The sequence below is a fragment of the Paenibacillus sp. MMO-58 genome (assembly GCF_037146255.1).
Lineage (GTDB): Bacteria > Bacillota > Bacilli > Paenibacillales > Paenibacillaceae > Pristimantibacillus.
This window is the reverse complement of record NZ_JBBCVY010000009.1, coordinates 55398-69071: the sequence shown is the minus strand read 5'-3', so window position 1 is coordinate 69071 and position 13674 is coordinate 55398. Positions and strand designations below refer to the sequence as shown.

The following is a 13674-nucleotide window of genomic DNA, read 5'->3' as shown; positions in this document are numbered from 1 at the left end:
CTTCCTAAAATAACGCGTTGTCCTTATTGAAGCGACGGACGATCCAGTTGGACGTGATGACGAGTACGAAGCCGACGAACGATTGGTACAGGCCAGCCGCGGTACTCATGCCGATCTCCCCGGTCGTTTTCAGGCCGCGGTACACGTAGGTATCGATAACGTTCGTGACGTTGTAGAGCGTGCCGGAATCGCGGGTAACTTGATAGAACAAGCCGAAATCCGCGTAGAAAATGCGGCCGATGGCCAGCAAGGTCAAAATGGTCATGAGAGGAGCCAGCATCGGCAGCGTGACGTTGCGGATCTGCTGCCATTTGTTCGCGCCGTCGATCATCGCCGCCTCGTACAGCGATTTGTCGATGCCCATGATTGCGGCCAGATAGACAACGCTGTTATAGCCGAGCGATTTCCATAGGAACACGATGACGATGATGAACGGCCAGTACTTCGGCTCCGAATACCATTGCTGCGGATCCATGCCGAACGCCAGGACGATCTTGTTCATCACGCCGCGGTCGAAGCTGAGGAAGCTATATGCGAAATAACCGACGATGACCCAGGACAGGAAGTAAGGCAGGAACATTCCCGTCTGGTACCATTTCGCCAGCCGCTTGTTTGCGATTTCGGAAAGGACGATGGCCAAGGCCACTGCCAGAACTAGACCAATAATGATGAACACGATGTTGTAGAGCAAAGTATTGCGAGTGATGACGTACGCATCGTTTGTGCTGAACAGGAACTTGAAATTATCGAAGCCGACCCAGCGGCTGTGGATGATGCTGGAGAGAAATCCGCCGTGCACGCGGTATTCCTTGAAGGAAATTACCGTGCCGAGCATTGGCAGGTACGAGAAGAAAAGAAACCAGACGGTTGCGGGAAGCACCATCAGGAGCAGGGCTTTATTTCGATTGATGTCTTTGAAGAAACGCCCAAAGGCCTTCATGGGGTTCACCCTTTCCAAGAGAAGTCGGTTTGCAGCGCCAAGGGCCTGCGGCAATTCGTCCCAAGGTGAAACGGCTTCCCCGTCCTTAGGCGGGGTGGCGCGTTTCAATCCGGAGAATTCTAAGCCATGTTTATAAGAAAACACTTATAGACTCTTAGAATTCAAGATGAAACGGCTGATGCCGTCCATTGGCAGCGGCGCAAGTTTCATCCCTTAGAACGAGAAACAACGTACGGGATGTCCTATCCCGTTCGTTTCTCTCTTTTTGTATAAAAGGGCGAATGCCGAACATTCGCCCTTCGGTGCTATAAATGATTACTTGCCTTGCGTAGCTTTCCAAGCGTCGAGCTGCGTTTGCGCTTCGGCCATGATTTTGCCAAGACCCGCGTCATTCAGCTTTTTGATCGCTTGCGGCAAATATTTTTCCGGATCGACGGTACCCGTCATGAGCGGCGCCCAGAAGGATTCCTTCGCGTTTTGCACGGCTGCGATCTCGCTCGACACTTTCGTCGGATCGAAGTTGAAGCCGAGCAAGGCGGCAGGTTTGCCTGCATCGTTGTATTTCTTGAACTGTTCCCATTTGTCGGCAGGATCGCCCGGGTTCAGGTGAGTGATCATAATATTGCCGAGCGCGAACGTTGGCATGTCGTAGTTCTTGGACTCAGGAAGATTCTCCATGTAGTCGCCGTCGGTTACTTTGTAGTGCGTGCCTTCGATGCCGGAGTCAACCATGTTGCGAAGAACCGGATCGGTGTTCAGCAGGTTCAGGAATTCCATCGCTTTCTCTTTATGCTTCGAGTTCGCGGAGATAGCTTGCATGGAACCCATGACCGACTGGTTGTAGATCAGCGCGTCGCTCATCGGAGTGGAAACGATTGGGTAGCCGTAGCTGGTCGACCATACGTTGTCCGCGAACGGTTGCGTCGTCGCCTTGTCAGCGAACCATTTGCCTGTCGCCTGAACGTCCGAGGACGATTCCAGCGTCGCGGCTTCCGTCGGAACGTAGCCGGCAAGGTAGTATTTGTGCATCGTTTCGAGCGCTTGCTTCATTTCAGGCGTTTCGAATACGTTTACGATTTTATAGCTGGTGTCGTCGAGCTTCACGGCCAGCGGGAATTTCTCGATCAGGTAGTCATATGGAATGTACGGCGTGAAGGTCTTGTCCACTTGCAGCGGCGTCACGTCCGGGTTGTTTTGTTTAACTGTCTTGAGCAGCGGCTCCAGGCTTTCCAGGGAGCGCACGTCCGTGATGCTCAGCTTATTCTCGTCAAGAATGTTCTTGTTGAAGCGCCATACCTCGGATGTCGGAAGCTCTTTGTTTGCCGGTACGCCGTAGTTTTTGCCGTCGACTTTGGAACCGTTAAGGAAGGCAGGGTTCAGCGTGTCGGTAATGCCTTTGCCGTATTGCGTCAGCAGATCATCGATTGGAGCGAAAGCCCCTTTACGCGCGTTTTGCACGTAATCGAATGCCCATGCAGCGGTGAACATGATGTCCATGTCCGCGCCGGAAGCCGTCAGTACCTGCATCTTCTGGTTATAATCGCCCCAGTCGATCATTGTCATTTTGACTGTTGCGCCGATTTTTTCTTTCGTGTATTCGCTAACCGCTTCCATGACTTTGTCGACGTCTTTCTGCGGTGTGCCGATTGTGTACCAGTTCAATTCAACCGGTTTGGCGTTGCTGCCCGAGTTGCCTGAAGAAGATGTGTTGTTGCTTGCGGCCGTGTTGCCGCCGTTGCTTCCGCATGCGCTCAGCAAGAGCATGACGGCCATCGCGGATGTCAGGCCGATTGATGCCTTTTTACGGATTCCCATTGGTGTTGCCTCCCTTTTGTCTGTGTAGCAAATTCAGTAGTCGCGACTTCTTGCTACTTCATCTTAGAAGATGAAAACATTTTCAAAAATAATAGAAAACAAAGAATAAGTGTACAAAATAAAGAAAGGAACCGCGAATGACGCCTTAGCGTCACAGCAGCTCCTTAAAATCGCCCGGCACCATCCCGACATGCTTCTTGAACTGCTTGTAGAAGTAGCCTGTCTCCCAGTACCCGACCTGTCTTGCGATCTCGTTCACCTTAAGCCGGCTGTCCGCCAGCAGTTCCTTCGCTTTTTCGATACGAAATTTATTCAGGTAATCCGTAAACGTATCCCCCGTCTGCTTGTTGAAGAGCTGCCCGAGGTAATTGGGGTGAATGTGGAACTGCAGCCCAAGCGACTTGAGCGTCAGCGCCTCCGCGTAGTGCTCGTGGATGTAACGCAGCGCCTGCTTGATCACTGGACTCATGTCCTCCCCGGAAAACGAATCGGCTGCGAAGAAAGCTGCCGTGCGCACGGCATTCTCTACGCCTTCGAGCGTCGCCGCGGTCACCGCTTGGTCGAGCGCGCCTTGGAATACCTCCGCGGCATCCGCGCGTCCAAGCTTGTCGACTTCGATCTTCATCAGGATCATGAGCTCGATGGCGGCGCCTCTCGCCCGTATGGGATGCAAGCTCTCCGCCATTCGTATAGCCGCGAAATCGCGTTCGATAACTTCCGCCAGCTCGGCCTTGTCCTTGGCGAGGATAGGCTTGGCATAAGCCTCCCATTCGAATAATCCCGAAGGAAGAGCAGCCGTTTCCGCGGAAATGTCCGTATAATCGAGCAAATGCCGGTCATGCCGCACCAGGAAAAACTGCTGCGCTTTACGTGCCTCTACGTAGCTTGCTGCGGCATCGGCCGTCGCCACGATCCCGCCGAGCGCGATCTGCGGGCCAAGCTGTCTGTTTTCCCATTTATCCGCCGCTCTTTCCAAGGCTTCCGTTACCTTAGCTTGATTCCGATTGCCCTCGTTTATGCAGCAGACGGCGGCCAACTCGCCTTCATCGTTGAGAAAGGGAACAATAGACAAGCCTTCCGCCTCCTCGGCTAAGAGATCCGCTATGCAGTCGTCGGGGCCGTAATCCGCGACACCCTGTTTAGGGCGAAAACGAATGATCGCCACCGCCGCATACGGCTTCGAGAGATCGATGCCAAGGAGGGCCGTCCGCTCCGTCAGCTCAGGCAACGCGATCCGTCCGTTTACCCACCTTGTCATGACGTTGTCACGCAGGATGCCGACCTCGTCTTCTCCGAGCGGCTTTTCCGGCCTGTCCGCCTCCAGCTTCCTTACCGTATCCGTCAGCGTTGCCTCCAGCTCCCCGAAGTTAATCGGCTTGAGCAGGTAGTTCTCGATGCCAAGGCGCATGCCTTCCTTGAGATAATTGAATTCGTTGAATCCGCTCAGGATGATCACCTTCAATCGCGGCTGCAGCTCCCGCGCCTTGCGGATCAGTTCAAGCCCGGTCATGATCGGCATCGAGATGTCGGTGATGAGCAAGTCGACCGGCAGCTCGCGCAGACGCTCCAGCGCTTCCTCGCCGTCTTCGGCGCTGCCGACAACCTCCAGGCCGAAGGCGGACCAATCGACGGCGTCACTCAGGCCTTCCGTGATAAACGGTTCGTCATCCACAAGCAATACTTTATACATCGCCAGCTTCCTCCTGTTGTTCAGCCGCGGGCCAGGTCACCGTTACCGATGTCCCCTTCCCGGGCGTGCTTTCCATGCTTAGCCCGTAGCCGGGGCCGTGCACGAGTTCAATCCGCTCGTGCACGCTGCGCAGCCCGAAGGACTGCTGCTCCTCGGTTTCCGGCATCTTCAGCCGCCGCATAATGGTCGCAAGCTGCTCCGGCTCGATGCCTTTGCCGTTGTCGCGTACCCGGACCCGGATCAGGCCGTGCTCTTGCGTTGCCTCGATAGTCAGACGGTTATTCTTGCGCCTGGAATCCATCCCGTGCACGATATAGTTCTCCACGATTGGCTGCAGCAGAAGCTTTGCAACCGGAACCCGCAGCAGCTCCTCGTCGCATTCGACTTCGTAGGCGAATTTGTCTTTGTAACGGATCCGGAACAGCTCCAGGTACAGCCTGCACATCTCGAGCTCCTCGCCCAGCGTGTTCTCCGCCTTCGCGCTGACCGAGTTGCGGAACAGCGCGGCGAGACTGTAAATCATCTCCCCTACGTCTACCGCGCCCTGGGACATTGCCCGCATACGGATGACCTCCAGCGTGTTGTACAGGAAATGGGGATTTATCCTGGCCTGTAGAGCGGCAAGCTCGGTCTGCTTATGCCTAAGTTCCGCCTTGTATTCCCGGTCGATATGCCGGCCCAGCTCGTCGAGCATCTCGTTAAAGCTCTGAGAGATCTGCCCGAGCTCGTCTTCACGGGCGTCCTGCAGGCGGGCGGTGAGATTGCCCCCCTCCACCTTCCGCATGAAGTGCACGATCCGGTTAGTTCGCCGGGAAATGTTGACGATTACGATGGACGGAATAATGACCGCGACAACGATGCAGATCGTACTGATTAGAATGATCGTCCGCTTGAGACCCGCGTACGCCTCCTCCATCACGCTCTTGGGCGTAATGCCAACGACGAAATAACCGGCTGCGTTTTGCGTCAGCGTGGAGATGTAAGACGGCTCGTCGAGCATGCCGGTTTCCTTCAGGGAGCCGATTTGCTTCATGTACGGGAAGATCTGTCCGTAATATCGGTTCGCGGAATCGGACAGCACCTGCCCGTCCTGGGACAGCACCAGAATCTCTCCCTTCAGCGGCGTCCGCTGCTGGTCAAGCGACCGGTTCACCATGCCGGAATCGAAGTATACGAGCAGCTGGCCGATATTTTTGAGCGTATTCTTATCGTTTACTTGCACGCGCATGGAATACAACTGCGAATTCCATTGGCCGATCAGCCCGCGGATCCAGATGTTCGGCGTTGCCGCCACGGGCCCTTCCGCCGCCATGATCTCCGGAATGTACGAACGGGTTGGATTGGTTGTGTACAGCCGTCGCGGGCCGTTCCGATTGAAAGCGTACAGCTGCTGCATGTCCGTGCTGTACAGCAGGATATTCTGGATGTCGGGATCGGCATCCATCCGGTCTGCGAGATAGCTCAGAATATCGACCGCGCTTTCATTGCCGCCCGCGTAATTCTGGTCGAGCATGTACTGCGCGTATTCGCTGTAGGAATGCCGCAGAAAGTAAGAGGCATTGCTCGCGAGCAAGCTGTTGCGGTAGATGTCCTGCACCGTGTTCTGCACCCAGTCGTACTTCTGCTCCATGTAGCGGTTCACCCGCTCCATGGCCTGCTTCTGATTGTTCAGCTCGCTCTTCACGATGGAATCGGATATGAGACCGAAGAGCAGATACGAGAGCGTGATGATCGTCAAATGCACAATAAGCGCAAAGACGAGAATGACTTTGACGAACAGGTTGTTCTGTATATAGTTTCGGTAGATTTTCCGGAATCTCAAACGTCCGTGCCCTCTCTCGTCGATAGTTAGGATTTGCCGCCATTATAACATTAAGCACGGAGCCGCGCCTATTCAATCCGGCTGCTGCCTGCGACAGGTCCGATTTTCAGCACAAATCATACCACCGGAAGAAACATGAAGTCCATTGCATTCCGGAAGGTCCGCGCGTTAAGATTTTCGTAAATACATTTACCAGGAGAGTCACCTATTATGAATAACGTTCCTTTGCCTTGGAGAGAAGTGCTTGCAGACGAAGCTGCACACACGATTACCGGGGATGTGCGCATTATCGAAGCATTCCCGATTCCGCAGCTGCAGACGGAGCGCAGGGTTTGGATTTATTTGCCGAAAAGCTATAACAGAGGGGATCGCAGCTACCCTGTCCTCTACATGCACGACGGCCAGAATGTATTCAATCAAGCAACATCCTGGGGCAGCGAATGGGGCGTCGACGAAACTTTGGAGCAGATGGCTTTGGAGGATTCCGCATTCGAGTCTATCGTAGTCGCCATTGATCACGGCGGCGACAAGCGCAACAATGAGTATAACTTCACGATTAACGCCGAATACGGCTTTGGAGGCCAAGGAGAAGGGTACGCCGCATTCCTGGCGGAGACGCTCAAGCCCTATATCGACAGCCATTACCGGACGCTCCCTGAACCGGAGCATACGATGATTGCCGGAAGCTCGTTCGGCGCCTACATCTCCCTGTATACCGCCATCCGCTATCAGGATCTTTTTGGCCGCGTGGGCGGGATTTCCTTCGTCATGTGGCATGACAACGGAGCGATTATTCAATTGATCCGGCAGTTGGACCTCTCCCCCGCGCTGCGCGTTTATCTAAGCATTGGAGAACTGGAAACCGACAATACCGACTTTAACAAACTCGCGGGCGAGCACGTTACGCTGGCCCATCAGACGATCATAGCAGCCGGGGTTCCGGAAAGCCGCGCACGATTCGATCTCATTCCCGGCGGAGAGCACAACGAAGGCACGTGGAGCAAGCTGTTCCCTGAAGTTTACCGTTGGCTTGCTGCAGCCATAAAAAGGAAGCTAAATCCTAATATCCCATCCGTATCCAACCGATATAGGTAGAATAGGGAGGGATAGAGAACATGAAAAAAGCTATAGCGCTTACCGCGCTCGCCGCTTTGCTGCTCGCAGGCTGCTCGAACGGCGCGGATAAGAACGAAGCCAGGGCAGGGAACAACGCTTCCGCGAACGCAGGAACGGCAGCAGCTCCGGTAAATTCGAGCAACGCGGACACGAAAACGGACGGCGGTCAGATCGAGGTGGACAAGGGGCTATTAAACACGGAGCTCACGCTGCCCGCCAGCTTCTTCGAGGGCGATGAGCGAACAAGCGATCAAATCATCGCGGACGTAAAGAGCAAAGGCGTGAAGGAAGTTACGGCTAACGCAGACGGCTCGTACACGTACAAAATGTCCAAATCCGTCTATAACGACATGCTGAAAGAAACGGAAAAAGGCGTTCTCGACTACACGGAGAAATTAACGGACGGCACGACGTTCCAATCGATCAAGAGCGTCGACCATAACAAGGCGCTCTCCGAATTTACCGTAACCGTGGACAAAGCAGCGTTCGAATCCAGCTTCGACGCTTTCGCCGGGCTTGGCCTCGGGGTAAGCGCAATGATGTATCAAGCGTTCAGCGGCGTTGCTCAAGATAAGTACAAAGTTACGATTCATTATAAGGATGCGGACACCAAGGAAGTGTTTAATACGGTCGTGTATCCCGACGTCTTGGACGATACGCAAGATGCGCAATAAGGCATGATCAAAAAGCCCGTCTCGCCGCAAGGCGAGACGGGCTTTTATTCGTGCGCCCCATACCGCAGGTTCTTTTACAAATAAACAACTATCTTATCAATTAATTCCTTTTTATTAACTTCAATATAGGCTATTAAATTATCAAATATGTTTCCTTGATTAGCGTAAACATACAACTTCTCTTCCGCTTTTTGTATGCGGTCGTAAAATTCGTCATCAAAAATTTGATGGGTTTCCGCAAAGTTTTGGACTCCGTATTGCTGTAGATGCTGTAGATCATCATTTAGTTTGTGTGTATTTGCACCATACTCTTTAAGAATCTCTTTTATTTCAATTAAAGCATTTGCATCATTAATGGCTCCAACGCGCTCTAATGCTTTTATTGTCTCGTCCAAATATCGGCCTGTTGAATTTTCAGCAAAACCTAGTATGCCATTCATATTTAATTCCGTATCCAAATCAATAAGCAATATGATATCCTGAAGAACCTCCGGAAGCTTCTTAAACACCTCTTTGTCATTTTTGTAATAGATTTCTTTGTTGTACCTATTCGTACAAACATGATCAATTAGATCACTGGCAGAAATACCGTGTAAAAGTTCTTTATTAGGTACTAGTTGTTGCACTATTGCATGAAGATTACTCATACTTCTCCTCCCAGGTCTGTTACTGCCTAATATAGGTCCCCCCTATATCCATTAACCCTCTTACGAAAATGCGCTTATGAGTTTTATCGCCTTTGTATGCATACACCCATTCGGGCCAAATGTAATCGGTGATTCCTCTTTTCTCTCCCTCGTTGTATGCTATACCGATTGTTTTTCCAAGATGATCGGAGCTTGATCCTTCATAGACATAACGATTATCTTCAAATACGATGGCGTCGCCTCTAATTTCGTATTTATCCACCCAGACTCTAGTATTTAGAAAATAGAACGAGGCTGCAAGCAGAAGCAGAATAACGGCAGGAACAACTATTTTCCGTATTTTCATAGCTTAATGGGCACAATCCTCTCTAAAAACAATCATTATACTTTCATCCAAATAATACCATACAACAGAAATCAAATCTGCTGTCAAAAATAAAAAAGGTACCTGCGTCCAATGAACGCAGATACCTTTATCCCCAATAACTCAAATCACAATCGTACGCTTCTCTTCGCTCGCGCGAATGACCGCATCGATAATCTCCTGGTTGCGGTAGCCGTCCATAAAGCCCGGGAGACTCTCCGATGCCGTACCATCCAACAGCGACAGGAAGTCGCCGTATTGGGTTACCCGGCATCTCTCCGGCACGTTAATAACCGATCTCGCCAGCTGACCCGGCGCTTCCTCGCGAATCCAGACAATCTGATCCGGGTTCAGCGTCGACGCGTGCAGCGTACCGCCATCGCCGTAGATCGATACTTCATGCTGGTTGCCCGACCCGATCGCATTCCGCGACGACTGGAAGATGCCGACCTCATCGCCGGACATTCGGGCCTGGAAGCTTACGAAGTCGTCGACTTCGATCTTCACCATCTGGCCGGTAGCCGGATCCGGACGCTCCGGAACCAGCGTACGCATCTGCGCGGACAGCTCCTTGAATTCCCCAAAGAGAAAACGAGCCATATCGATCATATGCGAGCCTAGATCGCCAAGCGTTCCCGTGCCGGTAATGTCCTTGTTAAAGCGCCAAATATACGGCGTCTGGTTCGGAACCGCTCCCCAGTCCTGCAGGTATTGGATCGCAAAGCTCCGTACCTTGCCCAGCTTCCCTTCCCGCACAAGCTCCCGCGCATAACGGAATGCGGGCGTATAACGATAGCTGTATCCAACCATGCCGTTAACCGGCTGTTGCTCGTATAACTCGAGCAGCCTCGCTGCCTCCTCGAATACGCGGGTGAACGGCTTCTCCGCGAGGTAAGGTTTTCCGGCCTGAAGGCAGGCGCGAACGATATCCGCATGAACGTTATTTGGCGTCACCGATACGACCGCATCCACATCCGGGTCGTTAATGAGCTGCACGAAATCCCCGTATCGTTTGTCGGGCGATATCCCCAGCAAATCGCCTTTCTCCGTTAACGCTGCTTCATTCACATCGCTCACCGCAATAATAGCAAAGCGGCCTTCCTCGGCCATCCAACGGATATGCGAATGCGACATGCCGCCAAGACCAATTAATCCGATTCGATACTTCTTCATCGTGATTCCCCCTACTCCTTATGCCTTCACGCCAATCGGCTCAAGCGGCTGCACGTTGCCGCGTATAGGCAGCTCCCGTCGAACCGGCTGCGCCCATTTAACCGCATTAACGATGACGCGCTGAATCGCCGGGTTATGGTAAGTCGGATACGTTTCGTGACCGGGTCTAAAATAAAACACCTTGCCGCTGCCGCGCGTATAAGCGCAGCCGCTGCGGAAGATTTCGCCGCCCTCGAACCAGCTTGCGAAGATAAGCTCATCCGGTGCCGGGATATCGAAATGCTCGCCGTACATTTCCTCTTCCGGCAGCTCGATATATTCCCCGATTCCTTCGGCGATCGGATGTCCCGGCGCTACCACCCAGAGACGCTCCTTCTCGTCGGCTTCGCGCCATTTCAGACTGCAGCTTGTACCCATCAGAGCCTTGAAAATTTTAGAATAATGGCCGGAGTGAAGAACGATAAGCCCCATGCCGTCCAGTACGCGTTGATACACCTTGCCGACGATCTCGTCCTGCACTTCGTCATGCGCGAGATGGCCCCACCAGATTAATACATCGGTATCAGCAAGCACTTCATCGGTAAGTCCATGCTCCGGTTCGTCCAAAGTCGCCGTTCCCGCTTCCATCCCCGCTTCGGTCAAAAAGCGCGCGATAGCCTGATGGATGCCATCCGGATAAATCTCCTTCGCCTTGGGGTTCGTCCGTTCATGGCGGTTCTCGTTCCATACGGTTACTCGCAGTTTGTCAGTCATCTCTTGTTCCTCCCAGCATGATCTAAAAAAAGCTGCCCTGCAGTCCGTACGCAGGGCAGCAGCAAAATCTTATTTGATGTTCATGTAACGGTCATAAGCGTCATTGTAAATCTTGATCAGCTTCTCCAGGCCCATATCGTTCAGCTTCTTGACGTACGCATCCCACTCCTGGTCGATGCCGCCTTTGGTCACCCATTTGGCGCGGGTGCTCTTGATGTAGCTCTCGATATCCGTAATAAGCGTTGGCAGCTCAGCGTATTCTTCCTCGGTGTACATCACGTCCGGGAACGGCTGCGTGACATATTCCTTGCCCAAGCTGTCGAGCTCAAGCTTCAGACCGTCACCGCTTGTTGGATCAAGCTTGATGTTCTTCTCGAATTCGGGGCTGACGTATTTCGGTCCAAAATCGCGCAAGGAGCTGTCCCAATACCAAGCGTCCGCGCTTGTACCGTCCGGCGGATCCATCAGCGTATAGGTACCGTCGGCGTTTTTCTCAATGGAGGTGCCGATCGCTCCCCAGAAGTTCTGGATGCTTGCTTCTCCGGTATAGAATTGATCAGCCCAACGCGCGGCAACCTCCGGATGCTCGTTCGAGGTTGTAATGAGCACCTCGTTACGACGGATGCTTAACCCGTTCGGATCGCCAATCTGATATTTCTTGCCGTCCGGCCCTGTAATCGGCGCGATGGTCTCATACTGCTTGCTCCATTGACCGAATACCGCGTCCGGCGTCCATTGGTACGAGAATCCAACAAGCGCGGCGTCCGGATTTTGCCGCTTGGCCGTCAGCATCGTATCGTCCTGCGTGAACGTTTCTTTATCGATCAAGCCTTCGGAATACAATTTATTCGCCCAAGTAATAGCCGCCTTATAGGCTTCCGATGTCGGGAAATATTCCGGCTTGCCGTCCTTCAACACCATATGGTTGCCGCGGATATCCGTAATGCCGAACGGCGCGAACAGGTTCATGTCCAGATCCTTTTGATCGCTGTACGGAATCTCGTCAGCCTTGCCGTTGCCGTTTGGATCCTTTTCCTTAAACGCCTTCAGCACCGTATATAGTTCATCAAGCGTATCAGGCGCCTTCAATCCCAATTTGTCCAGCCACTCTTTGTTGATAACCGGCTGCACGGAAGAATACGGCCGCGACGGCAGCCTTGCGGGCAGCGAGTAGATTTTGCCGTCCGGGAACGTGCTCAGCTTCTTCAGCTCCGGCATTTCGGCCATGGCCGCTTTCAAATTCGGCATATATTTGTCGATGTAGTCGTCAAGCGGACGGAAAATGCTCAGGTTATTCACGATATCGGAATCCCCAAACGCCAGGTCGCCGATGATAACATCCGGCATTTTTCCGCTTGCCAGCATAACCGATTTCTGGGCATCCCAATCGCTTGAGGAAATGACCTGCCAGTTGATTTTGACATTCGAATTTTTCTCCAGCTCCTGAAGCCAGGTGTTCTTCGTGAACGTATCTCCCATGTTGCCCCAACGGATCGTAAGAACGTCCAGCGTTACCGGCTTATCTACAATCGGAAGGCCTTCCGCATGGAAGTTGCTGCCTGCTTTGCCGTTACCCCCGTTATTGGAAGCAGCGGCATTATTGGTATCCTTATCGCTGCTGCAGCCCGCAAGCACCGTGGTGCCCAATACGGAAATCAAAGCGAGGCCGGACAGCATTTTTCTCGTATTTCTCTTTGAAACGGTTGTCATGTATAAATCCCCCTCTAAAAGGATAATGGCAATTTCCTCACAGCTTGCTTACTCCTTCACGGCGCCGATCATCACCCCCTTGTTGAAATGCTTTTGCACAAACGGGTAGATGCACATGATCGGAACCGTAGCGACGATAATGACGGAATATCGCAGCAGATTGGCAAGGCGCAGCGCGATTTGGGCCGCTTCCCCCGTGCCAAGCGCGGTCTGCATCTGATTGGTGACCAGAATATCTCTTAAGATCAGCTGCAGCGGGTATAGATTCTTATCCTGCAGATAGATTAGCGCGTTAAAATACGAATTCCACTGACCAACGGCAAACCATAAAGCCAATACGGCAATAATCGGTTTCGAGAGCGGCAGCACCATCTGAGCGTAAAAACGCAGGTTTCCGCAGCCGTCGATTTGCGCGGCTTCCCATAACTCCGTCGGAATGCCCGTCCGGAAGAACGTACGCGCTACGATAATATCAAAGACGGCAACCGAGAACGGCAGCACCATGACCAGAAACGTGTCGTACAGATGAAAATCCCGGATCGTCAGAAACGTAGGCACTAGTCCCCCGTTAAAGAACATGGTGAAAATAAAGAAGAGGGACAAAAATTTGCGTCCGACCAGATCCTTTCTCGACAGGGCATAACCCGCCGACACGTTGACGATAAGGCCGATCAAGGTACCCACAACCGTGTACACGATCGTGTTCCGGTAGCCGATCCATATATTCGAATGATTCAGTAATTCCTTATAACCATCGACTGTAAACCCTTTCGGAAATAACCATACCTTTCCGTTCCCCACAGCCGAAGGATCGCTGAAGGAAGCGATGATAATAAAGTAAAGCGGATATAACACAATGATAAGGACAATCGCGGCCCAAATATAGAGCAGGATCTCCAGCAGCTTATCGCTGTTGCCCGATTTTTTCGGTTGCATGGCTAAATTCGTGGCAGCCTCCATAGCTGTTCAG

Annotated in this window: 12 protein-coding genes; 2 read left to right on the top strand and 10 right to left on the bottom strand. The window is 52.6% G+C overall.

Features of this window, described 5'->3' with window-relative positions; genetic code table 11:
- Positions 1-4: 4 nt before the first annotated feature.
- The 4 genes from WFJ73_RS23975 to WFJ73_RS23960 form a co-directional block, all read right to left on the bottom strand.
- The gene (locus WFJ73_RS23975; protein ID WP_336775477.1) at positions 5-940 is read right to left on the bottom strand and encodes an ABC transporter permease; all 936 of its coding nucleotides are present in this window, start codon (positions 938-940) and stop codon (positions 5-7) included.
- 315 nt (positions 941-1255) lie between these two features.
- The gene (locus tag WFJ73_RS23970; protein WP_336775476.1) at positions 1256-2755 is read right to left on the bottom strand and encodes an ABC transporter substrate-binding protein; all 1500 of its coding nucleotides are present in this window, start codon (positions 2753-2755) and stop codon (positions 1256-1258) included.
- A 151-nt stretch (positions 2756-2906) separates the two neighbouring features.
- Complete coding sequence (locus WFJ73_RS23965; protein WP_336775475.1) at positions 2907-4445, bottom strand: response regulator transcription factor; 1539 nt, start codon at positions 4443-4445, stop codon at positions 2907-2909.
- Positions 4438-6267 carry a cache domain-containing sensor histidine kinase gene (locus WFJ73_RS23960; protein ID WP_336775474.1) on the bottom strand — a complete coding sequence of 610 codons (1830 nt, stop codon included), beginning with the start codon at positions 6265-6267 and terminating at the stop codon, positions 4438-4440. The genes WFJ73_RS23965 and WFJ73_RS23960 overlap by 8 nt, the downstream gene beginning before the upstream one ends.
- Before the next feature lie 210 nt (positions 6268-6477).
- Here WFJ73_RS23960 and WFJ73_RS23955 point away from each other — a divergent pair, with 210 nt between their 5' ends.
- Together WFJ73_RS23955 and WFJ73_RS23950 are read left to right on the top strand one after the other, a co-directional pair.
- Positions 6478-7362: an alpha/beta hydrolase gene (locus WFJ73_RS23955; RefSeq protein WP_336775473.1), complete on the top strand. Its 885-nt coding sequence runs from the start codon at positions 6478-6480 to the stop codon at positions 7360-7362.
- Between the two features lie 20 nt (positions 7363-7382).
- Positions 7383-8057: a hypothetical protein gene (locus WFJ73_RS23950; protein WP_336775472.1), complete on the top strand. Its 675-nt coding sequence runs from the start codon at positions 7383-7385 to the stop codon at positions 8055-8057.
- Between the two features lie 74 nt (positions 8058-8131).
- On the opposite strand, the gene WFJ73_RS23945 is transcribed toward WFJ73_RS23950, so the two are convergent.
- The 6 genes from WFJ73_RS23945 to WFJ73_RS23920 all read right to left on the bottom strand — a co-directional run bounded on the left by WFJ73_RS23945 (position 8132) and on the right by WFJ73_RS23920 (position 13664).
- A complete protein-coding gene (locus WFJ73_RS23945; protein WP_336775471.1) occupies positions 8132-8704 on the bottom strand; it encodes a DMP19 family protein in 573 nt (190 codons plus the stop codon).
- Between the two features lie 19 nt (positions 8705-8723).
- Complete coding sequence (locus WFJ73_RS23940) at positions 8724-9050, bottom strand: hypothetical protein (protein WP_336775470.1); 327 nt, start codon at positions 9048-9050, stop codon at positions 8724-8726.
- Positions 9051-9191: 141 nt separating this feature from the next.
- Entirely contained in the window at positions 9192-10241 is a 1050-nt protein-coding gene (locus WFJ73_RS23935; protein ID WP_336775469.1) for a Gfo/Idh/MocA family protein, read from the bottom strand.
- An 18-nt stretch (positions 10242-10259) separates the two neighbouring features.
- The gene (locus tag WFJ73_RS23930; RefSeq protein WP_336775468.1) at positions 10260-10994 is read right to left on the bottom strand and encodes a ThuA domain-containing protein; all 735 of its coding nucleotides are present in this window, start codon (positions 10992-10994) and stop codon (positions 10260-10262) included.
- A gap of 69 nt (positions 10995-11063) precedes the next feature.
- Positions 11064-12704 carry an extracellular solute-binding protein gene (locus WFJ73_RS23925; RefSeq protein ID WP_336775467.1) on the bottom strand — a complete coding sequence of 547 codons (1641 nt, stop codon included), beginning with the start codon at positions 12702-12704 and terminating at the stop codon, positions 11064-11066.
- A 48-nt stretch (positions 12705-12752) separates the two neighbouring features.
- Entirely contained in the window at positions 12753-13664 is a 912-nt protein-coding gene (locus WFJ73_RS23920; protein WP_336775466.1) for a carbohydrate ABC transporter permease, read from the bottom strand.
- Positions 13665-13674 lie beyond the last annotated feature (10 nt).